23 protein-coding genes are annotated in these 25,468 nt (G+C 65.7%); 12 read left to right on the forward strand and 11 right to left on the reverse strand.

Going from position 1 to position 25,468, the window contains the following annotated elements; all coding sequences use genetic code 11:
• Positions 1-4 precede the first annotated feature (4 nt).
• Positions 5-598 carry an NUDIX hydrolase gene (locus QTI33_RS32740; protein WP_286510783.1) on the reverse strand — a complete coding sequence of 198 codons (594 nt, stop codon included), beginning with the start codon at positions 596-598 and terminating at the stop codon, positions 5-7.
• A 91-nt stretch (positions 599-689) separates the two neighbouring features.
• Here QTI33_RS32740 and QTI33_RS32745 point away from each other — a divergent pair, with 91 nt between their 5' ends.
• Complete coding sequence (locus QTI33_RS32745) at positions 690-1,460, forward strand: DeoR/GlpR family DNA-binding transcription regulator (protein ID WP_286510759.1); 771 nt, start codon at positions 690-692, stop codon at positions 1,458-1,460.
• Between the two features lie 56 nt (positions 1,461-1,516).
• On the opposite strand, the gene QTI33_RS32750 is transcribed toward QTI33_RS32745, so the two are convergent.
• Positions 1,517-2,572, reverse strand: coding sequence for an AraC family transcriptional regulator (locus QTI33_RS32750; protein ID WP_286510760.1), 1,056 nt, complete (start codon positions 2,570-2,572; stop codon positions 1,517-1,519).
• 174 nt (positions 2,573-2,746) lie between these two features.
• Here QTI33_RS32750 and QTI33_RS32755 point away from each other — a divergent pair, with 174 nt between their 5' ends.
• The gene (locus tag QTI33_RS32755) at positions 2,747-4,288 is read left to right on the forward strand and encodes an arylsulfatase (RefSeq protein WP_286510761.1); all 1,542 of its coding nucleotides are present in this window, start codon (positions 2,747-2,749) and stop codon (positions 4,286-4,288) included.
• 129 nt (positions 4,289-4,417) lie between these two features.
• Here the strand turns inward: QTI33_RS32755 and QTI33_RS32760 are convergent, their stop codons facing one another.
• Positions 4,418-4,867, reverse strand: a complete 450-nt coding sequence (locus QTI33_RS32760; protein WP_286510762.1) for a VOC family protein — start codon at positions 4,865-4,867, stop codon at positions 4,418-4,420.
• A 206-nt stretch (positions 4,868-5,073) separates the two neighbouring features.
• Between QTI33_RS32760 and pdxR the strand changes: the two genes are divergently transcribed.
• Positions 5,074-6,516, forward strand: a complete 1,443-nt coding sequence (gene pdxR, locus QTI33_RS32765; protein WP_286510763.1) for a MocR-like pyridoxine biosynthesis transcription factor PdxR — start codon at positions 5,074-5,076, stop codon at positions 6,514-6,516.
• Between the two features lie 366 nt (positions 6,517-6,882).
• Positions 6,883-7,131, forward strand: a complete 249-nt coding sequence (locus tag QTI33_RS32770; protein WP_286510765.1) for a hypothetical protein — start codon at positions 6,883-6,885, stop codon at positions 7,129-7,131.
• A 202-nt stretch (positions 7,132-7,333) separates the two neighbouring features.
• Here QTI33_RS32770 and QTI33_RS32775 read toward each other — a convergent pair whose 3' ends face one another.
• The 3 genes from QTI33_RS32775 to QTI33_RS32785 form a co-directional block, all read right to left on the reverse strand.
• On the reverse strand, positions 7,334-9,124 hold the full coding sequence (locus QTI33_RS32775) for an arylsulfatase (protein ID WP_286510766.1): 1,791 nt from the start codon (positions 9,122-9,124) through the stop codon (positions 7,334-7,336).
• A 441-nt stretch (positions 9,125-9,565) separates the two neighbouring features.
• Complete coding sequence (locus tag QTI33_RS32780; protein ID WP_286510767.1) at positions 9,566-10,126, reverse strand: GNAT family N-acetyltransferase; 561 nt, start codon at positions 10,124-10,126, stop codon at positions 9,566-9,568.
• Positions 10,127-10,209: 83 nt separating this feature from the next.
• Complete coding sequence (locus QTI33_RS32785) at positions 10,210-10,434, reverse strand: hypothetical protein (RefSeq protein WP_286510768.1); 225 nt, start codon at positions 10,432-10,434, stop codon at positions 10,210-10,212.
• Positions 10,435-10,922: 488 nt separating this feature from the next.
• Here QTI33_RS32785 and QTI33_RS32790 point away from each other — a divergent pair, with 488 nt between their 5' ends.
• Positions 10,923-12,914 (forward strand): Kelch repeat-containing protein, encoded by a 1,992-nt coding sequence (locus QTI33_RS32790; RefSeq protein ID WP_286510769.1) that lies wholly within the window; start codon positions 10,923-10,925, stop codon positions 12,912-12,914.
• A 69-nt stretch (positions 12,915-12,983) separates the two neighbouring features.
• On the opposite strand, the gene QTI33_RS32795 is transcribed toward QTI33_RS32790, so the two are convergent.
• A complete protein-coding gene (locus QTI33_RS32795) occupies positions 12,984-13,499 on the reverse strand; it encodes a YidB family protein (RefSeq protein ID WP_286510770.1) in 516 nt (171 codons plus the stop codon).
• A gap of 278 nt (positions 13,500-13,777) precedes the next feature.
• Here QTI33_RS32795 and QTI33_RS32800 point away from each other — a divergent pair, with 278 nt between their 5' ends.
• The 7 genes from QTI33_RS32800 (at position 13,778) to QTI33_RS32830 (ending at position 19,397) form a co-directional block, all read left to right on the forward strand.
• A complete protein-coding gene (locus QTI33_RS32800) occupies positions 13,778-13,987 on the forward strand; it encodes a hypothetical protein (protein WP_286510771.1) in 210 nt (69 codons plus the stop codon).
• Between the two features lie 126 nt (positions 13,988-14,113).
• Positions 14,114-15,007: a LysR family transcriptional regulator gene (locus QTI33_RS32805; protein WP_286510784.1), complete on the forward strand. Its 894-nt coding sequence runs from the start codon at positions 14,114-14,116 to the stop codon at positions 15,005-15,007.
• A gap of 128 nt (positions 15,008-15,135) precedes the next feature.
• Entirely contained in the window at positions 15,136-16,152 is a 1,017-nt protein-coding gene (locus tag QTI33_RS32810) for a Bug family tripartite tricarboxylate transporter substrate binding protein (RefSeq protein WP_444814920.1), read from the forward strand.
• Between the two features lie 124 nt (positions 16,153-16,276).
• Positions 16,277-16,966 (forward strand): RraA family protein, encoded by a 690-nt coding sequence (locus tag QTI33_RS32815; protein ID WP_286510772.1) that lies wholly within the window; start codon positions 16,277-16,279, stop codon positions 16,964-16,966.
• On the forward strand, positions 16,963-17,892 hold the full coding sequence (locus QTI33_RS32820; protein ID WP_286510773.1) for an NAD(P)-dependent oxidoreductase: 930 nt from the start codon (positions 16,963-16,965) through the stop codon (positions 17,890-17,892). Before QTI33_RS32815 ends, QTI33_RS32820 begins: the two co-directional genes overlap by 4 nt.
• Before the next feature lie 31 nt (positions 17,893-17,923).
• The gene (locus QTI33_RS32825) at positions 17,924-18,454 is read left to right on the forward strand and encodes a Bug family tripartite tricarboxylate transporter substrate binding protein (protein ID WP_286510774.1); all 531 of its coding nucleotides are present in this window, start codon (positions 17,924-17,926) and stop codon (positions 18,452-18,454) included.
• Positions 18,455-18,470: 16 nt separating this feature from the next.
• On the forward strand, positions 18,471-19,397 hold the full coding sequence (locus QTI33_RS32830) for an SMP-30/gluconolactonase/LRE family protein (protein WP_286510776.1): 927 nt from the start codon (positions 18,471-18,473) through the stop codon (positions 19,395-19,397).
• 119 nt (positions 19,398-19,516) lie between these two features.
• Here QTI33_RS32830 and QTI33_RS32835 read toward each other — a convergent pair whose 3' ends face one another.
• The 4 genes from QTI33_RS32835 to QTI33_RS32850 form a co-directional block, all read right to left on the reverse strand.
• Positions 19,517-20,848, reverse strand: a complete 1,332-nt coding sequence (locus tag QTI33_RS32835; protein ID WP_286510778.1) for a TolC family outer membrane protein — start codon at positions 20,846-20,848, stop codon at positions 19,517-19,519.
• 16 nt (positions 20,849-20,864) lie between these two features.
• Entirely contained in the window at positions 20,865-22,196 is a 1,332-nt protein-coding gene (locus QTI33_RS32840) for an HlyD family type I secretion periplasmic adaptor subunit (protein ID WP_286510779.1), read from the reverse strand.
• Positions 22,189-23,964: a type I secretion system permease/ATPase gene (locus tag QTI33_RS32845; protein WP_286510780.1), complete on the reverse strand. Its 1,776-nt coding sequence runs from the start codon at positions 23,962-23,964 to the stop codon at positions 22,189-22,191. The genes QTI33_RS32840 and QTI33_RS32845 overlap by 8 nt, the downstream gene beginning before the upstream one ends.
• Positions 23,965-24,027: 63 nt before the next feature.
• Positions 24,028-25,468, reverse strand: a 1,441-nt coding sequence (locus QTI33_RS32850) for a Calx-beta domain-containing protein (RefSeq protein ID WP_286510781.1), incomplete at its 5' end; no start/stop codon positions are given.

The raw sequence follows: 25,468 nt of genomic DNA on the forward strand, positions 1-25,468 counted from the left end.
AGGCTCAGCGTTGCGCCGCTCCGAACACATGCAGCTGGGCGTGCAGCAAGAGCATGACGGTCTTGGCATCCGCGATACGCCCATCGGCCACCCTGGCCAACGCATCGTCGATGCTCAGTTCCAGCACCTCGATGTCTTCCCCGTCCTCGGCCAGTCCACCGCCAGCGCCGATGCGCATCGAACTGTCATAGGGCGCGACGAAGAAGTGCAGGCGCTCGGTGACGGACCCCGGGCTCATGAAGCATTCGAAGATCTTGCGCACCGTCCCGAGCCGGTAGCCCAGTTCTTCCTCGACCTCCGCCCGGATGCGTTGCTCGGGTTCGGCGTCGTCCAGCAAACCCGCTGCCGCCTCGATCAAAAGGTCTTCGCAACCGTTCACGAACGCCGGGTAGCGGAACTGCCGCGTCAGCAGCACCGTGCGGCGCGCGAGGTCATAGGGCAGCAGGGTGGCGCCGTTGCCGCGGTCATAGGTCTCCCGGTTCATGCGCTGCCACTGGCCGTCGCTGCGCAGCCAGTCGAAGCTCGTCGTCTTCAGCGTGTACCAGTTGTCGGAGAGCAGGGTGACTTCGCGCACCCGCACGCGGTGTTGCAGTTTCATGGCGCCGATCATATGAGTAGAATCGTGCAAAACCAAGCAAATTCGTGCAGGCAAGTTTCCGTTCAGTGCGAAGAACCCCGAAAGACATGACATGCTGACAAGCCAGCGCAAGCAACACATCCTTTCATTGCTCCGTCGCGAAGGCAGCATCGTCGCGAAGGATCTCGGCGCCCAACTGGGCTTGTCGGAGGATTCGATCCGGCGCGATCTGCGCGAGCTGGCGGCGCAAGGCCTGCTCAAGCGCGTGCACGGCGGTGCCTTGCCCGTGGCAGCGGCCGAAGGCGATTTCGCGCGGCGCATGCAACTCGTGCCGGATGAAAAGGTGGCGATAGGACGCGCCGCGGCGGGGCTGGTCGTCGGCGGGCAAGTGGTTTTCATCGATGGCGGCACGACCGCTGTGCAACTGGCGCGGCACCTGCCCATGAACCTGCGCGCGACGGTCGTCACCCACAGCCCGTCGGTGGCGGTCGAACTGGTCTCTCACGCAGACATCGAGGTCGTCGTGCTGGGCGGTCGCCTGTTCAAGCATTCGGTCGTCACGGTGGGGGCGGCCACGATGGAAGCCATCTCCCGCATTCGCGCCGACACCTACTTCATGGGCGTCACCGGCGTGCAGGCAGAGGCTGGGCTCACCACGGGCGACATGGAGGAGGCGCAGGTCAAGCGCGCACTGATGGATGCGTCAGCCGAAACCGTGGTGCTGGCTTCTTCCGAAAAGCTTGGTGCAGTCTCGGCCTGGCAGGTTCATCCGCTCAAGCGCGCAGGACGCATCGTGCATTCGACGCAGGCGTCGAGAAAAATGATCGAGCCATTGCGCAAGGCCGGCGTGGGGCTGGTTCGCGCGGACGGCGACGCGCATTGAGCTTGCCCTCGGCATGGATTCTTTCGCTGGACTGCGCACCGGGTTCTTCGACGAGGTCACGCGGAAGCATTCGATCTGATTCTCGCGCGCCATGCCGCTGGCGGCATGTCGGTCCAACGCCGGAATGCGCGGTTGAACGCACTCGCGTCGGCATAGTCGAGCGACGACGCAAGCTCCGCAGTGGTCATGTCGGTGTCGGTGAGGAGTTGCCGAGCGACTTCATACCGCACCGCCTCCACCAGCGCCCTGAAAGTCGTTCCCCGTGCTGCCAGCTTCCGGTGCAGCGTGCGCCGCGTCGTCGCAAGCAGGTCGCAAACCAGCGTCTCGTTGACGCGCCCGTTCGCCACCATTCTGCGCAGCGCTTCGCTCACATGGCTGACTACATCGTCTGGCGCAATCGCTTCCTGCTCTAGCAGTTGTCGTTGCAGCAGACCGTGCTGCACGGCATCCGAGCCCACTGGCGGCTGAGCCAGCCATTGCTTCTTGAATCTCAGTTCGGTTCGATCGGCGCCGAACTGCAACCGGCACCCGAACAGCTGCTTGTAGGGGCGAATGTCCGACGGCTCGGCATGCGCAAACGACACCTCGACCGGGCTCCAACGCGGTCCGCAGATGGTCTTCAGAATGTTGAACTCGAATGCCGTGACGAGGTCGTAGGCCTGCGCAGTGCCGGGCATGTCGCGCAGGTAGATCGCGTAGCCCAGCGATGCATGGGTACCGTCTACCGAGTGCGTTGGCACCCCTCCGCGGGTCTGCAGGTGCAGGTGGGCAATCAGACTGTCCAACGCGGACTGGACGGTCGCCGATCTTTGAATGAGTTCGCCGAGCGTTCCCAGTGATGATGCCGTAGCGTGCTGGCCTGCAAGCAGACCAAAGTGCCTGCGTCCCGTGACGGTGGCGCAATGCTGGAGCAACCGCCCGGCCGTCCGATAGGAGATGCGAGTCTCCGAGTGGTCGAAAGTGCTGACAGACAAGCCCATCGCGACGAGCACTGGCGCAAGCTCTACGTCGTGCTCGCGTAGCACAGCCGGTATGCCCGCCAGCGCGGCCACGCGCACCGTGCCCGAATCGTCCGGCCGCTCGTCTGGTTGACGACGGGTGGTCTGGCGCATGAAACCCATCCTTCCGAGCCATTGAAGCGGGCTCATGGTCTCGGTGGTGGCCCAAAATGTCAAGAACAATGGCTCGGGTTCTGGTTATGTTCGGGCGATCCGAGGGGTTGGCTCGATCTTAGAAAGGGCATGGCCTCAGGCGTCACGTGGATCCGCATTTGATCTGGAGAACGCATGGCCATCAAACCACCGAACATCGTCATGATCATGGCCGACGACGTCGGCATCTGGAACCTGAGCTGCTACCACCGCGGCATGATGGGTGGCAGCACGCCCAACATCGACCGCATCGCGAAAGAGGGTGCGCTCTTCACGGACTACTACGGGCAGCAATCGTGCACCGCCGGTCGCGCGGCCTTCATCCTCGGCCAGACGCCCTTCCGCACAGGTCTCCTGAAAGTCGGCATGCCCGCGGCCAAGCAGGGACTGCAGGACAAGGATCCGACCATCGCCGAACTGCTGAAGCCGCTCGGCTATGCTACCGCGCAGATCGGCAAGAACCACTTGGGCGACCGCAACGAATACCTGCCCACGGTGCACGGCTTCGACGAGTTCTACGGCATCCTCTATCACCTCAATGCGATGGAGGAACCGTACGACGGCGAGTATCCGAAGATGGCCGGATTCCACGAGCAGTTCGGTCCGCGCAACATCATCGAGACCTACGCCACCGACGTCGACGACCCCACCGAGGAGCCGCGCTGGGGCCGCGTCGGCAAGCAGAAGATCATCGATGCCGGCCCGCTGCCGCCCGGCGCGGGCATGGACCCGGCGGCGAAGTTCAGTATGGAGGATGTCGATGCCGAACTCGTGCGCCGCTCGGTCGACTTCATCGATCGTTCGGTAAAGGCGGGCAAGCCTTTCTTCCTCTGGCACAACTCCACGCGCTGCCACGTCTGGACCCATCTTTCTCCCAAGTGGAAGGACAAGAGCGGCTTCGGCCTCTATGCGGACGCCATGATGGAGTTGGACTGGATCGTCGGCGAGATCCTCCAGAAGCTCGATGACGAGGGCATCGCCGACAACACCATCGTGATGTTCACCAGCGACAACGGCGCCGAGATCTTCAGTTGGCCCGACGGCGGCAACCATCCCTTCCGCGGCGAGAAGGGAACCGTCTTCGAGGGCGGCTTTCGCGTGCCGATGGTGGCCAAGTGGCCCGGCGTACTCCCGCCTGGCACGATCATCAACGACATCATGGCGGCGGAGGACTGGCTGCCCACGCTGGTCGCCGCCGCCGGAGAGCCGCAGGTCAAGGAGAAGCTGCTGACCGGCTACAAGGCGGGCGAGAAGACTTTCAAGAACCACCTCGACGGCTACAACTTCATGCCCTATTTCAAGGGCGAAATCCCTGCGCCGCGCCACGAGTTCTTCTACTTCAGCGACAACGCCGACCTGATGGCGGTGCGCTACAACGCTTGGAAGGTCAGCTTCAAGACGATCGAGGGCAATCTTTTCAACGGCAAGCCTGAGACGACCAATGTGCCGCTCGTGACCAACCTGCGACAAGATCCGTGGGAGCGTTACCAGGACGAGAGCCTGCTGTATGGCCGCTGGTGGGGCGAGAAGCTCTGGACGATGATTCCCGCAGTGGGCATCGTGGGGCAGTTTCTTGGCACCTTCAAGGACTATCCGCCGAGCCAGGTGTCGGGATCTCTCAGTGTCGAGAAGGCACTCCAGATGCTGCAGACGGGGAGCCGGGGCAGCGGGACTTGAAGCTGGGCCGTGCCACACCACCTGGTGCTTCGCTGGCAGCCGTGAAGCACGGCCTCGCCGAAGAAGTCCTTCGGGTCCTTGCCGGTCTTGGCCCGGATATGGGTGATGTGCGCCTCGAAGGTCATGGGCTCATCCGAACGCGATCGACTCCCCGTTGACACCCCAGCACACGCCGAAGCGATCGGTGAGCATGCCGAAGGTCTTGGCCCAGAACGCCGGCGCCAGTGGCATCGTCACCTGACCGCCCTGCGACAGCGCGTGGAAGGCGCCGTGCGCCTGGTCGACGGTGTCGTACTGGATGGCCAGCATTGCGCCCTTCACGCCCTCGTACGGCATGCCTGGTGGCACGTCGCCGGCGAACAGCTTCGCGCCACCGGGCAGCGCCAGGCAGGCATGCATGATGCTGTTGCCGGTGGGGCGCGGGCCGTCGCCGCAACCGTCGGCGCCCGCGGGTGATGCGGGCATGTCGTCGTAACTCATCATCGTTTCGATCTTGGCGCCAAGCGCCTTCTCATAGAAGGCGAAGGCCTCGCGGGTGTTCCCGCCAAAGCTCAGGTAGGGGGTCAGGGTCGTGGACATGGTGTGCTCCGGGGATGGGCCGACATGGCCCGTCGAGTGGGCCCAAGATTACGCGTTCAGGCCGATGAATGAAGTACCAATCCACGCCGACACCTTGGTGCCACTTGATGGGGCCGAACGGCCGGGTCAAACTTGACCTGAAGTGGCCCCAAGGGCCTGCCACATCGGTATGCTGGTCGGCACCAGTTCGGAAAGTGTCTCGGACCATGTTCTTGCAGTTCGATGGCAATGGCGTGCTCTACGCGCAGCTGGCGCGGGCACTCAAGCGTGCAATCCTTCATGGCCAGCTGAAGGCTGGTGCAGCCCTGCCTGCGACGCGCGTGCTGGCCGCGGAGTTGGGGCTGTCGCGCAATACCGTGCTCACAGCCTACGAGATGCTGTGCGCTGAGCAATTGGCGGTGGCCAGAGTCGGCTCCGGCACCTTTGTGGCGACCTCGGCGGTCTTGGGTGACAGGCCGTCGATCAAGGCGCAGGTTCCGGCCCAGACACGCTACGCCGCCCGCTTGCGGGGCTTGCCGGCACTGACGCTTCGCCGCGTCGCTCATCGCCTGCGCTACGACCTGCACTACGGCGAGCCCTTGGTCGACCCGCCACTGGTCACCGCATGGCGGCGCGAGCTGTCACAGGCGGTGGGCGCGAGGGATTGGGGTTACCCGCCAAGCATTGGCCTGCGTGTGCTGCGTCAGGCCATCAGCGAGTATCTCGCGCGGCGGCGCGGCGTCGTGTGCGACGCCGACGACGTGGTGGTCGTCAGCGGGACGCAGCAGGCAGTCTCTCTGCTCGCTCGGGTGCTGATCGACGAAGGGGCGGTCGTCGCGATCGAGGATCCCGGGTACGAACTCGCTCTGCGCGCGTTGCAGGCCCATGGCGCTCGCCTGCTGCCGGTAAAGGTCGACGCCGAGGGTTTGCGGGTTGACGTCCTACCGCGGGGAAGCGGCGTCCGCATGGTCCTGGTGACGCCGTCGCACCAATTCCCATCCGGCGCCGTGATGTCACTGGCGCGGCGGACAGCGTTGCTCGAATACGCTGCTCGACGCGGCTGCTGGGTGGTCGAAGACGACTACGACGGCGAGTTCCGCCATGACGGTGTCGCCATCCCGGCACTCCGATCGCTCGATGTCCACGATCGGGTGATCTACGTCGGCAGCTTCTCGAAGGTGCTGTTCCCGGGGCTGCGCCTTGGCTATGTGGTCTGCCCACGAGGCGTGCGCGATGATCTCATCGCCGCCAAGCTGCACGACGACCTGGGTTGCGGCAGCATCGAGCAGGCAGCACTGGCCGAGCTGATGCAAAGCGGCGCGTTCGATCGTCATTTGCGGCATGCTTCTGCGGAACTGCGCCGCCGACGCGCGACCTTGCTGGACGGCCTGCGCGTGCATTGCAGCACGCATCTGGTGGTCAACGACTCACGCGCCGGCATGCATGTGGTTGGTTGGCTGCCGGGCTGGACTTCGCGCCAGGTCGAAGCGCTGGCCGCGCACGCAGCGGAGCGCGGTTTGGGACTGCATCCGATCGCACCGCACTTCCGGCGTCAGCCCGCACCGCAGGGCCTGCTCCTCGGATACGCCGCACTGTCCGCCAAACAGTTGCGCGCAGCGACGGCACTGCTGGGTGAGTGCCTGGGCAAGATTGCCGACCAAACAGCATAGCGGCACTCACATTGCGTGATCTCACCGCCGCTCAAGTCCGGCCATCCGGCCTCAGCCTCGGCTTCATCACGCTTCGATGAATTCGCGCGTCTTTGCCGGGGCTTGCTCCGGCTGGGCCACGCGACAGGGAGCGCGGCCTGCGGCAGCTTCAGGGTTGGATCGACGCGGGTGAGGAGTTCGGCTGCGACCGCCGTTTCGAGCACGAACTGCGGGGCGGCGAGATGCCTGCGCCGACCGCTGCGAGTGCCGGGCCACAATGGGTCAGGCGATTAGGCAGGCCCCGCGTGCGATGCGTCCCCTCGGCGGAAGACGCAGACGGCGGGGTGCGATTGGGGAGCTCGGACAGCGATCCTGCTCGGCGAGTTGTTGGGCGAGGCCGCGCTTGCCACCGAACGGTCGTCACCGCTGGTCACTCCGCGACTGCTGAACCACGAGATCGTCACGTTGCGTTCGCCGGTCGTCCGGTGCTGCGTGCAGCGCGCGTCGCAGCGCATCGCCGATCCTGAAAGGCGCGCACCCGGCAATCTGCCGGTACGTCACCAAGATGGCGCAGGCGAGCCAGCGCCGAAAACGGCTATTGCCGGCAGCACCTTGCCATTCACCTTTGGATATTGACCGGTGTGCAGCGGTCGTTGCCAGAGTTGCTCGAAGTCGGCCCATCGCGGGGCAAAGTCAAGGCGCACGGTAGTGATGACGCGGCCGACTCGCTCCTGAACGACGAAATCAGCTCGCGCAAGGAGCCCGCCTGCAGGGGGGCGTCGCGCCCCATTTCTGGGGCGGTCGAAGGTCAGCTTGATCCTTGGCTGCGAGGCTGCGCTCAGCCGCCCCCCCCTGAGCCGACGGTCTTCGGCAGCTTGATCGGATCGTAGGGCAGCGGGTTCTTGGGATTCTGCAGGTTGGGGATCATGTCGGTCGACGCGCCGCCCGGGAAGCGCTCGATGTTCGGATACTTGACGATCGACTTGTTGAACTCCACCAGCGGCATGTCGAGCAGCGCAAGGGCCCAGCCATTGTCCATGCCGGCGTAGCGCCCGGGTGACGAGGTCGGATTGCGGGTCGGGACGGCGCCGTTGAACATCATGTCGTACTTCTCGTAGGGGTCCATCGTCAGGTTGTAGAGCGAGGGGACCGCACCCATGTTCAAGCTGGGCCCCATCCACGTGTCCTTCGAGGTGTAGAGCATCTTCCAGGCCATCTTGACGTCGGGCGCTTCCGGGATGAGAGCGATGTCCGCGCGAGCACCTGCGAAGTTCTCGCCGTCGATGTAGATCCACCCGTCACGCGCCGAGTGCTTGGACTTGCCGGTGACATAGGCCGTGTTGTCGATGCCATCGAAGTAGATCGGCTTGCCGTTGTTGTCCTTGATTTCGCCCTTGGCCGGTGGCGTGAGCCCGACCATCGTGGCGGTCGTCGGCCACACGTCCATGTGCGACATCATTTCGTGCAGCACCTGCCCGGCAGGAATCTTGCCCGGTGCCCACATGATGCCGGGGACGCGCCAGCCGGCTTCGAACGCCGAGCCTTTCTCGCCGCGGTACGGATGCGTGCCAGCGTCCGGCCATGCGTCCTGCCACGCGCCGTTGTCGGCTGTGATGATGACGATGGTGTCGGGCGCTTCGGCCCGGATGGTGTCCATGATCCGGCCGATGTTGTAGTCGAGCTCCATCATCGAATCCGAATAGTTGCCGAGGCGCGACTTGCCCGCGAACATCTTGTTCGGGCTCGTGGGCTGGTGCATCTTCATGAAGTTGACGTCCATGAAGAACGGCTTGCCAGACTTCGCGTTCTTCTTGATGTACTCGATCGCCGACTCGGTCTGCCGCATGTCGAAGTCGGCCAGGTTAGCCAGCGTGATCACCGCACCGTTGTCGCCCTTGACCGCCGGCTTGCCGGCCACGCCTTCCCATTCGTAGAGGTTCACGACGCTCTGGTACATCTTCCAGAACTCCTCGTTTCCCTTCGGGAACCATGGGTGGGCGTTCGGAGACAGGTCGCTGTAGCCGTAGACGCCCGGGTAGTAGGCGGCGAACTGCTTCATCTCGTCGAAGCCGTGTTCGATTGGATAGAACTCGGGCTTGTCGCCGAGGTGCCACTTTCCGGAAAAGTACGTGGAGTAGCCGTTCTTCTTGTAGTACTCGGCGATGGTCGGCGTCTCTTTCCTGAGGCCGTTCGGATCACCGGGAACGACGACGACCGACATGGCTGAGCGGATCGGGATGCGGCCGGTCATGAACGAAGCGCGTCCCGCCGTGCAACTCGCCTGGCCGTACCAGTTGGTAAATATCGCGCCTTCCTTGGCCACCCGATCAATGTTGGGCGTCGGGTGCCCCAGAGCGGCGCCTCCGAGGTAAGCCCCGAAGTCGGCCCAACCGGTGTCGTCAGTCATCAGCATGACGACGTTCGGCTTCTTGGCCTGCGCGAGCGCCGACGGCGCCGTGAATGTGAATATCCCGACAAGCGCCATGCTCGCCAGAAGTGAGCAGTGTCCCAGTTTCATATTCCGTCCTCGCTGGAAAGGTATGGCCGTTTTTGGTGCACTCCTCAAGGCGCTCGGATTGAAATCCGGTCCTTTGACCTTCCTGTCTCTCTTGGCGGCTTGCAACGGCATTGACGAGCCGATGTCGGTGATGCCTGGATGCTGAGCGCCAGTGGTGGCGCCAAATCAAGATCCCTCGGATGGAGCGTTGCGCCCGTACTGCGCAGAGACCCCGCACTTGCATGAGAGAGTTGTAACGGAGCAAGTAGTCGCGGCTGCGATGTGAAAGCGCATGCTAGGCCACAGGCAGAGCGCCGCAATATGCCCTTCGCTCTATCTGACCATCGCTGGGACTTGGTGCGATGCCGCAAAGCAGTCGTTGGTCGCCTTCAAGTGCTGGCCGTCAGGCCCAGTTCGACGGCCAATCGCGAAAGCGTGCTTCAGACTGGTCAGAGCCGTTCGCTTGCGAACCCTGGATGTCGCAGATGGGGGCCCAAAGCGGAAGTAGCCGTTTCGCGGAAGCAGACCTTCAAGGAAGACTACGGCTTCATGCTGCGGATTCCAGAAGCTGCGTCAGTGGCTGTTACCCCGAAGCCACCTCTCGCGGCTAAGTCGATACAAGCAGTGTTTTTTTAGCTCGTCCGACAACGCCGGATTCGGATAGTCGAAGTCTGCGTCGGAATTGGTCATGCCAACGCGCTCCATTACCGCGCGCGAGGGAAGATTGACATTTGCCGTGAACGAAACAATCTCTTGGAGTCCTAGTCGGTCGAACCCCACGCGCAGCGCCGCCTTGGCACCTTCCGTGGCATACCCCTTGCCCCAGTGCTCCCGGGCCAGCCGATAGCCGAGTTCCACACATGGCATGAACGCCAACGCACGCCTGGGAACAGTCAGTCCAATGAAGCCGATGAAGTTCCCGGATGCGCGGGTCTCCACTGCCCAATTGCTCCAACCCCGGTCATCGAGTTCGGCGCTCCACCTTTCGATGTCGTTGTCGCTCTCCTCGCGGGCCTGCAGACCTGGGAAGAACCGCATGACGACCGGGTCCATGTTCAGGGCCGCATACGGCGCTCGGTCCGCATCCTTCCACTGCCGAAGATGCAAACGCTCCGTGATGATTTCAATTGCCATCGAGATGGGCTCCAGCCTTGTCGTCTCATGCCCGAATGTTGCCTGAGAGGCTCCTCGGGGCGAACTCCGCGGAATATCCGCTGTCAGTGGAATTTGCCACAACCTGCGAAGGTCATCAGCGACCCAAGGTCCAGACGCTGGCTTGCCTGCCCCTCAGAAAGGCGACCGAGAAAGAGGTACTCGGAAATCGAGCTTGGCCGCCCCAATCCATGCCAGGTCGAAGCGAAAACAACGAGAGAAGAGAACACCAGCATCAGGATGGCTTCAACGGGCGGCACAACGTCTTCGAGATTCTTCCGCAGCGTCACTGAGAGGTCCTTCTGAATGTGTGGTTTTGGCCGATCTAAACCTTTGCCGCACGGAACTCGTACGACCGCTCCCGCTGCTGCACGGCAGGCCCCGGTGAAGGGCAGGGCGGGGCCCAACGCCGTCCGTCGCCGCCCATCGACCTGCGTTGGGTATGTCGTGCGAAGCTGCCTCTCGCGGCTGCGTCGGTAGCTCACCAACGCGGTGAGGAGCGGGCCTTCGAGGCGCAATGAACGCAGGTGCCGATGAACAATGACCGTGCGGTTTCGAGCCTCTCGGCCCCACCAAGGGGCCTTGACTTTGTGGACTCTTCGAGACGGCAATGTTACAGTGTGTTGCAAATTGTGCTTTGTGCGCTGCGTCGATCTCTGCGTGATCGCTTCGTGCCTTGGCCACCCGCTGCGCAATGAGCGCCCGCACGATTTCGCCGCCGCCATTGGCACTGCTTGCGCAACTTCAACGGCCCCCACTCTCACGAATTGTCGGTCACATGAATTTCCAATCCTCTCTGGTTCACACCAGCATGCCGCTCCCCTCCATCCGGCCCCTCTATCGCCGGGTGCTGACTTTGCTCCTGATCGCGATGGCAATGTTGTCCGGATGCGGTGGAGGCTCCGATGGCACGGCTGGCGTCGGATTCGCTCCCGCCGGCCCGCAACCGCCGGCCGGGTTGAGCTACGCCATGACGTCCGCCGTCTACGACGTCGGTCAACCGATCGTGCCAAACCGGCCGAGCGCAAGCGGAGGCGCGGTCGAGCGCTACACCGTGACGCCGCAATTGCCAGTCGGCCTGGTGCTGGACGCCAGCACTGGCGTCATCAGCGGCACGCCCACCGCGGCAAGCGCGTCGGCCCTGCACGTCGTCACCGCAGCGAACGCTGGCGGCAGCGCCACGGCCCGAGTGCAGATCGAGGTGCAAAGCACGCCCGCTGCGCCGGCCGGGCTGACCTACCGCGAAACCACGGTGATCTATGTCGTGGGTGACGCGATAGCCGTCAACGCCCCAACCAGCAGTGGCGGTCCGATCACCAGCTACCGCATCGCGCCTGCTCTGCCTGCGGGCCTGTTGTTCGACACGCAAACCGGATCGATCAGCGGCACAGCGAGCTCTGTCGCGCCGGATACGGCCTACACCATCACCGGCAGCAACACGGCGGGAACTTCCACTGTCACGCTGCGCATAGCGGTGCAGGCCTCGCTGATCGCTCCGGCCAGCGTGACCTACACGACGCCCAAGGCTCTCTACGTCGCGGCCGAAGCCATCGCCCCCAATACGCCGCAGGTGACCGGCGGCGCAGCCTCGGCGTTCTCGGTGACGCCAGCGCTGCCCGCCGGCCTGAGCCTCAACGCCCTGACCGGTGCGATCACAGGCACGCCAACCGCCATCCAGTCGCAGCGCACGTACACGATCACAGCCAGCAACGCAGCGGGATCCGCGCAAGCGCCCGTTCAAATCGCCGTCACCGGACGGGGGAGCTGGGCCTCGAAAACGGCGCTCCCCTCGGGACGTCACTATGTCCCCGTCGTGCGCTTGCTGAGCGGCAAGGCGCTGGCCATCGGCGGGTTCACGAGCGGCGGCGCGACTGCCTCGGTCATCGCGTACGACCCGACCACGGACACGTGGTCGGCAGCCGCATCCATGCTGGTTGCTCGATCCGACGCCTCGGCCACCGTGCTGGCGGATGGTCGGGTGTTGGTCGCAGGAGGCGAAGCGTCAGGGCTGACGGGCCTGGCGTCGGCCGAGATCTATGACCCTGCGACTGACACCTGGCAGGCAGCCGCAAGCATGGCCGTGGCTCGAAACCGGCACACGGCCACACTGCTGCCCAACGGGAAGGTCCTGGTCATTGGTGGCTACAACGCCTCCCCCACTCTCACCTTCTCGCAAGGGGCCGAACTGTACGACCCGTCTACCAACACCTGGTCGGCCATGGTTACGCAGTTGTCATCCCCGCGTGGACAACACGCGGCGGAACTGTTGCCCGGCGGCGGCGAAATACTCGTCATCGGTGGCGTCAACAGCTCCGGCTTCGTGACCTCCGCCGAGCGGTTCCCAGTCAACGACAGCGGAGCCACAACGCCGGTGGCCGGCGCTGTTCCGGGTGGCAACGTCTACATCTCCGCTCGACTTGCCGATGGCAGCGTACTCGCGGTGGGAGACGGCAGCACAACCGCGGTGCGATTCAATCCAGCCACCGCGACCTGGACGACGAGTGTCGTGGACAGCACTCGCTTGCTACCGACGATGACTGCCTTGGCCGACGGCCGCGTGCTCCTGGCGGGTGGTACAGGAGGCGGTGGCGTTCGGTTGGCGACTGCACTGATCTACAACCCCGACTTCAACGCCTGGACAACGGCGGCTTCGATGTCAACGGCGCGCAGCGCGGCGTCCGCTGTCTTGTTGAACGACGGCTCCGTCCTCACGGTCGGTGGCGTCGCCACAGTCGGCGAGATTGACGCCGTCGAGCGCTACTCGCCGTAGGCGTGAGCGGCAAACGCCGCAACGGCTGCAATTCGACGCGCGTTGAACTCGACACCGGTCGGCGGCTGTCTATCGGAACTCTCGCAGGTAGTCGTCAACGCTTGACGAAAGCTGGTTCTGCTCGGGCACCTGGCCGCCCGGGGTGAAATGGTCGACCACGTCGGGCAGCAGTTCAGACAGCCCCGAGCGGGTCTCGTCGTCGCCAAGGCCTGCCTGCTGCGCGATCTGGTGCAGCTGATCGCGGCCGAAGATGTCGTCGATCGCATTCGGCGGCAAGGCCTGGTTCGCGCCCGTGCCCACCCATGACTCGGCTTGGCTCCCGTAGCCTTTCTGCGTGAACTGTTCGAGCAGGCCGCCGAGGCCGCCCATGCCGGCGAGACCGCCAAGGCCACCCACTCCACTCCCGCCACCGGCAGGACCGGCACCCAGACCGCCCGCGTGACCGCGTTGGCTCAGCAAGTTGAGGACCACCGGCAGCAGGGCCATCAGGACCGGGCTGATGCCGCCGCCGCGCGAGCCGTCGCTGCGGCGTCCGCCGAGTGCATTGCCGGCGAGTCCGCCGAGAATTTGCGTCAAGAGGCCCATGATGATCTCCTTGGTTGATGGCGCGCCCGCGGGCGCGCCGGGATGGCGCGTCGAACGACGCCAGTATCAGGCCATGGGCGCGCCGCGGGTGGAGGACGAAGCCTCGTGCAGGCACCAGCGCCAGCCTGCGCCGTCGACTCTCTTCTGGCGTCAGGGCCTACAACGCTTGGGCTAAACGCCGGCTACCTACGCACGCTCGCTCCATCCACTGACGTGTGCTGACGCGAAGTCCTCTACTCTGACGGCGATTGATCTTTCAATGAAGCACGGAGAACAGCATGGCAGCGAATGCACGGGTCAAGGGAAAAGTCGAATACCGGGCAGGCGATGGACCGTTGATCTCCATTCCGCAAGGCCTGCTCGAAGTGCAACTGGGCGCGGACAGTGCGGTTCTGAGTTGGGGCGAAGGTCCGGCCGCCCAGACAGCGGCGATCCCCCTCGACGAATACCAGCGTTACCTGGACAAGGGACTGATCGAGGAGGACTGATTTCGTGTAGCCCAGCAGGTCTCGCGGCTGACGCTTCTGCCCAATGGCGACAGAACCGCACCGACAGCCGATGCATTAAAGTCTTCCGCGCGGTCACTCCCGACCCGCCGGAGCCTCATTCTGGATCTGCGCGACCTTCAGTATTTCGAAGTCATTGCCGAGCTCGAGCACATGGGGCGCGCGGCCGAGCGTCTGCACCGCACGCAGCCCGCGCTGACGAGCTGCGTGCGGCGGCTGGAGGAGGCCTGTGGCGCGGCGCTGTTCGAGAAGACGGGGCGTGGCATCCGGCTCACCGCGGCCGGCAAGGCCCTCCTCAAGTGGGCGCAGCGCACGCGTTTCGACGTCGAGAGCGCGCGCCGCGAGATCGGCGACATCGGCCGCGGCCTGACCGGGAACATCAAGGTCGGTATCGTGCCGACGGCCGCGCAGTTTCTCTTGCCGCCCGCCGCCCGCGACCTGATGCGCGAGGCGCCCGGCGTCACCTTGCGGACCACGGTGGCGCTGGTCGACGTCCTGAAGCCGCTGCTTCGCACCGGGGACATCGACCTGATGGTCGGCACCGAAGTCCCCGCGGAAGCCGGGTTCGCGTCCCAATACCTGGCCGAAGACGTGATCGTGGTGGCCGCCGCCGAGTCGCACCCGATCTTCGACAAGCCCAAGCCCGGCTTGAAGGACCTGGCAAGCCATCGATGGGTGCTGCAGCCGCCCGGCGCGCCGACCCGGGACTGGCTCGACCAGACCTTCGATCGGAACCGCCTTCCCCGGCCCCTGGTGCAGGTCGAAAGCACCATGCTGCTGATGCTTCCCAGCCTGATCGGCGAGACGGGACTGCTGAGCTTCATCTCGCGCCTGCACCTGCAGGCCGGGCGATCCGGCGCCGCGCTGCGCGAAGTGAGGCTGCCTGCCACGACCATGCGCCGCCGCATGGTCGTGACGTACCGGGACAGCGGCTACATCTCCCCTGCGGCGCAGCGCCTGATTGCCCTGCTGGCGAAATACGCCGTCGCGCCGACGGCTTGATACCCCAAGCCAGATCTATCGATCTTCAAAAACTATCGATTGGACTGAATGGGCGGCGCGGCCAATACTCGCCTCCACTGAACGCACCGCTCGCAATCAGGCGAAGCGGGCCGAACTGGAGACAAGACATGCAACACCGCGCTTCCCCCGCCACGGCTTCGCGCCGTCTCACCGGGGTCGCCGTCGCCACCGCCCTCACTGCCGCAGCGATGCTCCTGGCGCATTCGCCGGCGTCGGCGCAGGCGGCTTATCCCTCGCGGGCCATCAAGCTCATCGTCCCGTTTCCCGCCGGTGGCGGCACCGACCTGATCGCGCGTGAAGTCGCCAACAAGGTCGCCGTCTCCAATGGCTGGTCGATCATCATCGACAACAAGCCGGGCTCCGGTGGCAACCTCGGCGTGGATGCGGCGGCGAAGTCGGCGCCCGACGGCTACACGCTCGTCCTGGGTCAGACCAGCAACCTGGCGATCAATCCCACGCTGTACCCCAAGCTGCCCTACAACCCGGAGAAAGACCTGACCCCGGTCGTCGCGGTGGCCAGCGCGCCCCTGGCCCTGGTGGTGGCGGCAGACTCGCCCTACAAGACCGTCGCCGACGTGGTGGCCGCGGCCAAAGCCAAGCCCGGAATGCTCAACTACGCCAGTTCCGGAAGCGGCACGGTCGCGCACCTCGCGACGGAACTGCTGCAGAAGACCGCGGCCGTGAAGTTCACGCACGTGCCCTACAAGGGCGCCGCGCAGGGCTCGACCGACTTGATCGGTGGCCAGATCCAGATGTACATGTCCTCGGTGCCGACCCTGATCGGGTACGTCAAGAACGGCAAGATGCGCATCCTTGCGGTCACCTCGGCCCAGCGCACCGCCGACCTGCCGGCGGTGCCCACCGTGGCCGAGTCGGGCTTCAAGGGCTTCGAGGCCGTGACCTGGTTCGGCATCGCGGGCCCCGCCGGCTTGCCCAAGGACGTGGTCGCCAAGCTGAACGGTGCCTTCAACAAGGCGCTGCAGGACCCGGAAGTCAAGAAGAAGCTCGCCAGCCAGGGCACCGATGCCTTGGGTGGAACCCCCGAGCAATTCGCCAAGCTGATCCATGACGACATCGGCCGCTGGGGCCCGATCGTCAAGGAGTCCGGCGCCAAGGTCGACTGACCGCCCCCACCGACCCGTGACGCAGCGCTGACGGCAGGCACGGTGCCCTGCCTGGGCGCAGCCATGCCCGCGCCATGCCGCTTGCCGGTTTCGGCACCCCGTCCTCACCACCTGAAAGAAGCCCATGTCCTCCCTTCTCCCTGACATCATTCGCGACTTCGAACGCGTGCCGGCCCCGGTCGTGGCGCAGGCCGCCGAGCTGCAGCCGGCCATCCTGGCCGACGTGGCCGGCCGCCGCGGCGCCCTCGACGGCCGCATCAAGGCGCTCAGGCCGCGCATGAAGCTCGCCGGCACGGCCCTGACCGTCGAAGTGCGTCCGGGCGACAACCTGATGATCCACGCCGCCATCGCGATGGCGAAGCCAGGCGACGTGCTGGTGATCGACGGCAAGGGCGACCTGAGTTCCGCCCTGATGGGCACGATCATGATGACGGCCTGCAAGCAGCTGGGCATTGCCGGCGTGGTCATCGATGGCGCCTGCCGCGACAGTCTCGAGATCGACGAGATGGACTATCCGGTGTTCTCGGCCGGCACCAACCCGAACGGCCCGACCAAGAACATCGGCGGGCGCATCGGCCACCCGGTGTCGGTCGGCGGCGTCACGGTGCGTGCCGGCGACTTCGTGATCGGCGACGGCGACGGCGTCGTGGTCGTCGAGCGCGAGAAGATCGAAGCGCTGCTGCCGCTGGCGGCCAAGAAGGTCAAGGACGAGGCGGCGCGCATCGCCGCCATCAAGACCGGCGACACCGCCGCCAAGTGGCTCGATGCCGCGCTGCGCACGGCCGGCGTGCTGAAGGAAGGGGAGACGCTGTGAGCACCATCCTCGTCACCGGTGCCGACCTCGCACCGCAAGCGCTGGCACTGCTGAAGGATCACGACGTGGTCTTTGCCGGCAAGACGCCGACCGAAGACGACATCGTCGCACTGAGCCGCCAGCACGACCCGGTCGCCATCATCGTGCGCTACAGCAAGGTCGGCGCCGCCGCGATGGACGCGGCGCCTGCGCTGCGGGTCATTTCCAAGCACGGCAGCGGCACCGACACGATCGACAAGGTCGCGGCCAAGGCGCGGGGGATCGACGTCGTCGCTGCGGTGGGCGCGAACGCCGCGGCCGTGGCCGAACAGGCCCTGGCGCTGCTCCTGGCCTGTGCCAAATCCGTGGTGTCGCTCGATGCACGCATGCATGAAGGCCATTGGGACAAGGCGACGCACAAGAGCGTCGAGCTGGCCGGCCGGACGGTGGGCTTGATCGGCCTCGGCGCCATCGGCCTGCGCTTCGCCCGGATGGCCGATGCGCTGGACATGCGCGTCATCGGCTTCGACCCCTACGCGAAGAACCTGCCTGCGTACGTTGCCGCCGTGGACCTGGAAACGATCTGGCGCGATTCGGATGCCATCTCGCTGCACTGCCCGTTGACCGATGACAACCGCGGGCTGCTGAACGCCGACACCTTGGCGAAGTGCAAGCGTGGCGTGATCGTCGTCAACACGGCGCGCGGTGGCCTCATCGACGAGCACGCGCTGTTGGCCGCTGTTCGATCGGGCCAGGTGATGAGCGCCGGCCTCGACAGCTTCGCCGTCGAGCCGATGACGGCCGGCCACCCGTTCCAGGGCGAGAGCGGCCTGGTGCTGAGTCCGCACATCGGCGGAGTCACCGGCGACGCCTACGTGAACATGGGCGTCGCTGCGGCCCGCAATGCGCTCGAAGTGCTCGGCCGGCAGGCCACCGCCGCAGCCTGAAGTCCGCGGACCCGAACGACAGGAGACACCCATGACCCCGAAGACCTTTCGCCCCGGCCTGTCCTGGAGAGTCGCGTTCGGAGCGCTCGCCGTGCTCGCCGCCACGACGCCCCTCGGCACCAACGCACAAGCCGCTTACCCGAACAAGCCGATCAGGATCATCGTTCCGTACCCGCCCGGCGGCGCAGTGGACGTGGTCACGCGCAAGATGGCACAGAAGCTCACCGAACAGATGGGCCAGAGCGACCTGCTGGCCGTCAGCGGCGACAAGCGACTGGTCGCGCTGCCGGCCGTACCCACCTTCGCCGAAGCCGGCGTGAAGGATTTCAGCGTCGTCAACTGGACCGGCCTCTGGGCCCCGAAGGGCACACCTGCGCCGGTGCTCGCGCGGCTCCAGCAGGAGATCGCGACGGCCATGGCCACGCCGGACATGAAGGCGTTTGCGGAAGGGTTGGGCGCGCAGCCGCGCATGGCGGACGCCGCAGCCTTCGCGAAGATGCTGACCGACAGCAACGTCTTGTGGGGCAAGATCGCCGCCAACGCCTCGTTCGACAAGCAGTAACCCGCCGGAGCTCGCCTTGTTCCTTCTTCAGCCGCCGCAGGTCCGGGATCTGGAACCGTTCACCCGCATGCCGGACGCGCTGCGCCGGCGCGAGTCCTCCGTGTGGGCCGATGCCAACCGCGGCGGCCAGCCGACCGATTCGTTCCTCGAAGGCCCGGTGTTCGACGACCTGGGCAACCTCTACGTGGCCGACATCCCGTTCGGGCGCATTTTTCGCATCGACCCCGCGGGCCTCTGGTCGCAGGTGGCGGAATACGACGGCGAGCCCAACGGCATGAAGTTTCTCGATGCGCGCACGCTGCTGGTGACCGACTACAAGAACGGTCTCATGCGCATCGACGTGGCGACCGGCGCGGTCACGCCCCACCTGCAGCGCCGCAACAGCGAACGCTTCAAGGGTGTCAATGACCTGGTCATCGACGCGAAGGGCAGCATCTACTTCACCGACCAGGGACAGACCGGCCTGCACGACTCCACCGGACGGCTGTACCGGCTGCGTCCCGACGGGCAGCTCGATCTGCTGCTGTCGAACGTGCCCAGCCCCAACGGCGTGGCGCTGTCGCCCGACGGCAAGGTGCTGTACCTGGCGGTGACGCGCGGCAACTGCGTCTGGCGCGTTCCCCTTCTCCCCGACGGCAGCGTGGCCAAGGTCAGCCAGTTCTTCACCTCCTACGGGCCCAGCGGTCCGGATGGCCTGGCCGTGAATGCGGAGGGCCGCGTGCTGGTGGCCAATCCGGGATTGGGCTGGGTGTGGGTGCTGAACGCGCGTGCCGAACCGGTGATCGTGCTGCGCGGGCCTGCGGGCGCGTCGCTCACCAACATCGCCTTCGGGGGCGCGGATCGATCGGTCTTGTTCGTCACGGATTCGACCCATGGAAGCATCATGAGCGCGAGTCTCGATGTTCCGGGAGCACCGCTGTATCTGGGGACACTGCTTCAGTAGCACAGAAATCCTGCTCCTCCTTGGTGGCCTTCCATGCGGGCCATGGCTGGCTCAGGTCGGGTATCCGCACTGCTTGTCGGCCTTGTCCCCGCCACGCTCGGTCGAAGCGGGCCGCCCATTCAGCGAACACCGGAATCGAACCAGCGGTCCCACCAGGCAACATCGTCTTCGGTCAGATTGCCGCTGCGAATGCGCAGCGCCACCACGTCGCGCACGTAGCCGTAGCGCGCCTTCGCTGCGTCGGCGCGCGACTTGAAGAGCCTGCGGCGCGCATCGAGCACGTCGGTGATACGGCTCACCCCGAGGTCCAGGCCGACTTCTTGCGCCTTCACTGTCTGTTCGAACGCGCGAATTTCTGCCGTCGTCGAGTCAATGCGGGCATGGTTGGCCCGGGCACTCAGCCAGTGCGTGACGATTTCCCGCTCGACCTCGCGCCTGGCCGCCTCCAGTTCCTGTTCGGCCGCCCCTTGGCGCGCGACCGCTTCTCGCGTCGAGGCGTCGACCCTTCCACCCTCGTAGATGGGCACGCGCAGTTCGACCCCCACGGTCGCCACGTCATAGGGGGGCTGGCGCCGGTTGTCATAGCCTTGATCGGAATGGATGTACGACATCGTCGCAGCCAGTTGCGGCAGATGCTCGGCGCGGCTGGATTCATAGGCACGTCGAGCCGCTTCCACCGATTCCGCAAGGGCCAGCAAGCGCGGGTAGCTGCGCAGTGCATCGTCGATCCACTCCTGCTGCGTTCCAGGCACCGCATCGAAGCGGGTTCGGCTCAACGAAGACACCTGTGTCACGGCAATGCCGCACAGCTCCGTCAGCCGCGCAAGGGCCACGGCCTGGTCGTTCCGTGCGTCGATCGTGCGGGTGACAAGGCTCTGGGCGTAGGCCTCGGCCTCGGCCAGGTCGGTGACCTTGGCCATCTGCCGTTCGCGCATCGCGCGCAGGCGATCGACCTGGCGGGTTGCCGCTTGCGACTCCGCGGACAGCCATTCGATTTCGTCTTGCGCCGTCAGCGCTTCCAGATAGCGGTCGAGCACCTCGTCGAACAATGCCAGGCGGGTCAGTGCCAGCTCTTGATCGCGCTGCAAGACTGTCGCCTGCGTCGATTCCCATCGGCTTCGCGAGGCCTGGTCGTAGAGGCTCTGCCGCAGGATCAGGCTGTTGCGCCTTCCGGTATACGACTGGTTGCCGATCGCCGTGGCGTCCTTGTATTGGTTTCGTGACAGCGCACCCTGCGCCAGCACCTGAGGCAACAACCGGCTGCGCGCGCCGTCCGACTCGGCACGGGCGCGGTCCACGTCGTACTCGCGCGACCTCAGCAGGGGATTGCCCTTGAGCGCAGCCCGGTAGAGTTCGGCAAGCCCCTGTGCACTCGAGGCCACGGGCAGTGCGGACAACACGAAGATCGTGAGCAGAGGGACCAGAGAAGATGTGCAGCGAGCGAGGAGCATCACGACAGCGCCTTGCTCAATCTTGTCTGAACGAGCGAGCCACGGTATCGGTCAGCGGCGCGATCAGGTAGTTCAGGAAAGTACGTTCCCCCGTGTAGATCAGGATTTCGGCGGGCATGCCCGGCACCAGTTCGAACCTGGACTGCGCCAGTGCCTGCAGGCTTTCGGGGGCGATTTCAACGCGCGCGAGGTAGTAGGGGACCTTTCGGCCTTCGGTGTCATCGAACAGCCGGTCGCCCGACACGGAGATCAGGCGCCCGTCGATGCGGGGAAGATCGCGCTGCTTGAATGCGGGAAAACGCACCTCGGCCAGTTGATCGATCCTCACCTGGTCGATGTCCTGCGGCGAGAGTTGCGCCTCGACGACCAGCTTTGCGTTCTGCGGCACGATGTCCAGGATGCGCTCGCCGGGCCTGATCACCGCCCCCAGCGTATGGACGGTCATGCCGAGCACCATGCCGGCCTCGGGTGCGCGCACCACGGTTCGGCTCACCATGTCATCCAGTGCGCGCACTTTCTCCCGAATGGTCGAGAGTTCGCTCTGCACCTCGGCGAGTTCCTTCGCGACCTCGCGCTGCAACTCCTTGCCGAGCTGGAGGATCTTCACCTGAATCTCGCTCACCTGGAATTCGGTGGCCGCCAGGTCAGCCACCAGCGAGCCCTGCTCGCCCTGGGTCTGCGCAACGTTGCGCTCCATCTCGCGCACCCGCTGACGTTCGGCGTAGCCCTGCTTCACCAGCGCCTCGAAATCGACCCGTTCGCTTTCGTAGGAAGCAACCAGGCTGTCGCGGCTTTTCTTTTGCGCCGCGAGCCCCGAGGCCTTGGCGCGCAGTTGCTGGATCTGTCGTTGGTAAAGGGTGACCTCACCCTCGTGTGACTGCTTGCGAACCAGGAACGTCTGCAACTGCACCTGCATGGCGTCGTCGGCGCGCGGGTCTCTGCGAGCGTCGGCCAGGTCCTTCGGAAAGGCCACCTGGGAGTGGCTGTCCCTTTGCGCCACCAGCCGGGCCTCGCGCGCGAGCAGCGCGAACAACTGCCCGCGCAATCCCTCGACCTCGGCCTTGGGCTGTGTGTCTTCCAGCGTCACCAGCACCTCACCCGCCGAAACAAGCTGGCCGTCGCGCACCTTGATCTCCCGTACGATGCCGCCTTCGAGGTGCTGCACCGTCTTGCGGTACATCTCGACCGAGATCACGCCCGTGCCGATGGCCGCGCTGCTCAAGGGCGCGAGGGCTGCCCACAGGCCGAGGCATCCGAAGATGGCCGCGACCACAGCGAAGCCCACGCGACGCAGGCGCCGCTCGGCCGCCACGTCAGCGGACTCTGCGGACTCGCGCGGACTAGTCATTGGCAGCGCCTGCGATGCTGACATGGACGTCCGCGGCCCTGTGGACCGATGCCGGCTCCGCGACTCGCGCTGCGGCCTGCTGAAGTTTCGACGTGACTTGATCGCGCGGGCCGTACAGCGCCAGCTTGCCTGCCACCAACAGGAGGATTCGGTCGACCTGGCTCAGCACATGGGTCAGATGCGTCACGATCACGACCGTGCTGCGCATGCGACGCAGCTCCAGCAATGCGCGGTGCAGCGCCGTGTGGCCCGCTTCGTCGAGATTCGAATTGGGCTCGTCCAGGATAACGATCTTCGGCGCCTTGTACACGGCTCGCGCCAGCGCGACCCGTTGCCGCTGTCCGGCCGACAGCACGAAGCCGCTGTCGAGCCGGGTCTCGTAGCCATCGGCGAAGCCGAGAATCATGGCGTGCACACCTGCAAGCTCCGCGGCCGCCACCACGGCGTCCGGGTCCACGTCGCCGAAACGGGCGATGTTCTCGGCCACGGTGCCGTCGAGCAACTCGACATCCTGGGGCAGGTAGCCGATATGGCGTCCGATCGATTCGCGCCTGTAGTGGTCGAGCTCTGCGCCATCGAGCCGCAGTTCACCGGACTTCGGCTTGTGCAAGCCGAGCAGCGCGCGCAGCAGGGTCGACTTGCCTGCGCCGCTGGCGCCCAGGACGCCCACCTGGATGCCGGCGTCGATCACGAGGCTCAGTCCGTCGATCAACGGCGCTCGGGCGCCTGGCGGCTGGATGACGAGCTTGTCGATCCGGTACTCGCCGCGTGGCTCGGGCAGTGGCATCGGCGCAGGTCGATCGGGCGTCACCGGAAGCAACGCCGAAAGCCGGCCATAGGCCGCGCGTGCGCTGACCACGCCGCGCCAGTTGCCGATCAGCGCGTCGATCGGGGCCAGCGCGCGCCCCAACAGGATCGAACCGGCAATGACCGCGCCCGCACTGATGTCGCGACGCAGGGCCAGGTAGGCGCCCAGACCGAGGATCAACGTCTGGACGGTCAGGCGGAAGGTCTTGGACAGCGCCGAGATGAGACCGGCGCGACGGCTGGCCTGGCTGTGGGAGCGCAGGGCAGCGTCATGCGCTTCGGACCACCGCTCGCGCAGGCGCGGCAACATGCCCATCGATTCGATCACCTCGATATTGCGCAGATGCGCCGCTGTGTTCAGGCTCGCCTTGGTCTCGTGCTTGTTGGCGTCTTGCAGCAAGTCGCGGGTCGCGACCTCATTCCAGACCGCGAGCACCATCAGCACCAGCGCCGCGAGGATGGCCGCGACACCGAACCACGGGTGGACCATGAACATGGCTGCGACATAGATGGGCAGCCACGGCGCGTCGAGGATCGCGAACAGGCCCTGCCCGGTGAGAAACTGACGCAGCCGGTCCAGGTCGGTCAGGGGCTGGGCGTCGGCCTGCCGCCCGCCGCTGGTCAGCGTGCGCGCGAAGATCGCGTCGTGGACCTTCGGGCCCAGCAGGGCGTCGAGGCGCATGCTGGAAACGACCAGGATCTGCGCGCGCAGCCACTCCAGTCCACCCAGCACGATGAACAGAAACACCACGATCAACGTCAGCATGAGCAGCGTCGACTCGCTGCCGCTCGTCAGCACCCGGTCGTAGACCTGCAGCATGTAGATCGCAGGCAGCAGCATCAGCAGGTTGACGAACAGGCTGAAGAACGCAGCGGACATGAACGAGGCGCGGCAGGCGTTCAGGGCCGATTTCAAGGCCGTGCCGCTGCCTGCATCGCTCGTCTTTTCTTTCGCGTTCATCGCGCCCTTGTTTCCGTTTCGCTCGCCCGGATTGCGCCAACACCCGGCCGCCGCCGAGAGGCGTCAGAAGAAGAAAAAGTCCTGGGGATTGGCGCGCAGCACATCGACCGTCAATTGACCGGAACTGTCGTGCATATGGATCTCGCCTCCTGCGGCCGGCACGATGTTGACATCGCCCGCGCCAGCGCCTGGCCGCACCGCGTTGCTGTTCAGAACCTGCTGCAGGGTCATGCCGGGGAACAGGTCCTGGTCCAGTCCGATGAAATCGTGACTGCCGCCGGTCGCGCTGAACTGGAAAACGTCGGTGGTGGCAAAGCCCTGGCGGAACATGAAAGTGTCGCTGGCCGCTTCGGACGTGAAGCTGGGGGCCGCGTCCTTCACGACCAATGTGCTGGACACCTGGCTGGTCGCAGCGCCGGTGGCCGGGTCGATGGCGGCTGCCGTCACCGCGAAACGGCCCGAGACCGATCCGGCGGCCAGGCCGCCGGTGGGCGTTTCCGCCGGCAGGGCAAGCGCCACGCTGGCCGTGCCGCCCGCGCCCAGCGTCACGTCGACGAAGCTCGGGTTCTGCAGGACCGTGTTGCCTTCGTGGCTGCCGAGCGGGATGTCCATGCCGACGCCGCCGATCTCGGAGACGGCCAGGCGCACGGTCTGGCCGGCGGTGCCGGATATTTCGACCACGACATCGTTGCCGGGGCTGCCGGCGCCCGCATTGAGGCCGGGCAGGTTGGCCTTGAGGATGCCGCCCACCGCGTCGGTCACCAGGGGCGTACCGCCGACGGTCGACATCGAGAGCACCGGTGCTGCCCCCAGCACGCTCGCGCTCAGCGTGGCCATGCCGCCGCCAGCGCTGCCTTGGGTGAACACCTCGCTGCCGATGGAGCCGCCATCGACCGTCCCGACCGTGACGGCGGCGCCGATATGCTCGAAGCCCGAGATCGAGCCCGATTCGTTGGGACCGGGTGCGGGCCCCTCGATGCTGGCGGGATCGGCATCGACACGGAACGCGAAGGTCTGGCCGGCGGCGAGCCCGGCGCCGCCGAAGGTGACGACCAGCGTCTTGTAGCCGCCTTCGGTGACCGGATTCGGCCCATACGCCCAGGTCGCGCTGACCGGCACGGCGCCGTAGGGCGTGAAGTCGAGCGCCGTGGTGTCGCCGAAGGTGCCGAACGGATCGAACACCATGCCGGCGATCAGGCTGTTGTGCAGATCGATGGTGAGCGTGCGGATGGCGGTCGAGCCGGTGTTGGTGAGCTCGTAGGCAGGCTCGGAGAACGTGCTGGCGTTGAGAGTGGTGCCCGGCGTGATCAGCAGGCGTGCAGACGCCGCGCCACCGCTGCTGTCGTCGTTGACGATGATGCTGGTGGCCGTCGCCGTGCCGATGGTCGTACCGGCGCTGGCATTCGACAGCGTCACCGTGAAGTTCTCGTTGGGCTCGACGGTCGCGTCGCCGGCCACGTTCACCGTGATCGTCTTGCTGGTCTCGCCGGCGGCGAAGCTCACC

Origin of the sequence: Variovorax davisae (assembly GCF_030316845.1) — a bacterium.
GTDB classification, from domain to species: domain Bacteria; phylum Pseudomonadota; class Gammaproteobacteria; order Burkholderiales; family Burkholderiaceae_C; genus Variovorax; species Variovorax davisae.

Bases quoted from the DNA above. Each gene is read 5' to 3' on its own strand.
- QTI33_RS32740 (WP_286510783.1), bottom strand. From the start codon at position 598: ATGAAACTGCAACACCGCGTGCGGGTGCGCGAAGTCACCCTGCTCTCC.
- QTI33_RS32745 (WP_286510759.1), top strand. From the start codon at position 690: ATGCTGACAAGCCAGCGCAAGCAACACATCCTTTCATTGCTCCGTCGC.
- QTI33_RS32750 (WP_286510760.1), bottom strand. From the start codon at position 2,572: ATGCGCCAGACCACCCGTCGTCAACCAGACGAGCGGCCGGACGATTCG.
- QTI33_RS32755 (WP_286510761.1), top strand. From the start codon at position 2,747: ATGGCCATCAAACCACCGAACATCGTCATGATCATGGCCGACGACGTC.
- QTI33_RS32760 (WP_286510762.1), bottom strand. From the start codon at position 4,867: ATGTCCACGACCCTGACCCCCTACCTGAGCTTTGGCGGGAACACCCGC.
- pdxR (WP_286510763.1), top strand. From the start codon at position 5,074: ATGTTCTTGCAGTTCGATGGCAATGGCGTGCTCTACGCGCAGCTGGCG.
- QTI33_RS32775 (WP_286510766.1), bottom strand. From the start codon at position 9,124: ATGCCGTTGCAAGCCGCCAAGAGAGACAGGAAGGTCAAAGGACCGGAT.
- QTI33_RS32780 (WP_286510767.1), bottom strand. From the start codon at position 10,126: ATGGCAATTGAAATCATCACGGAGCGTTTGCATCTTCGGCAGTGGAAG.
- QTI33_RS32790 (WP_286510769.1), top strand. From the start codon at position 10,923: ATGAATTTCCAATCCTCTCTGGTTCACACCAGCATGCCGCTCCCCTCC.
- QTI33_RS32795 (WP_286510770.1), bottom strand. From the start codon at position 13,499: ATGGGCCTCTTGACGCAAATTCTCGGCGGACTCGCCGGCAATGCACTC.
- QTI33_RS32800 (WP_286510771.1), top strand. From the start codon at position 13,778: ATGGCAGCGAATGCACGGGTCAAGGGAAAAGTCGAATACCGGGCAGGC.
- QTI33_RS32810 (WP_444814920.1), top strand. From the start codon at position 15,136: ATGCAACACCGCGCTTCCCCCGCCACGGCTTCGCGCCGTCTCACCGGG.
- QTI33_RS32815 (WP_286510772.1), top strand. From the start codon at position 16,277: ATGTCCTCCCTTCTCCCTGACATCATTCGCGACTTCGAACGCGTGCCG.
- QTI33_RS32825 (WP_286510774.1), top strand. From the start codon at position 17,924: ATGACCCCGAAGACCTTTCGCCCCGGCCTGTCCTGGAGAGTCGCGTTC.
- QTI33_RS32835 (WP_286510778.1), bottom strand. From the start codon at position 20,848: ATGCTCCTCGCTCGCTGCACATCTTCTCTGGTCCCTCTGCTCACGATC.
- QTI33_RS32840 (WP_286510779.1), bottom strand. From the start codon at position 22,196: ATGACTAGTCCGCGCGAGTCCGCAGAGTCCGCTGACGTGGCGGCCGAG.
- QTI33_RS32845 (WP_286510780.1), bottom strand. From the start codon at position 23,964: ATGAACGCGAAAGAAAAGACGAGCGATGCAGGCAGCGGCACGGCCTTG.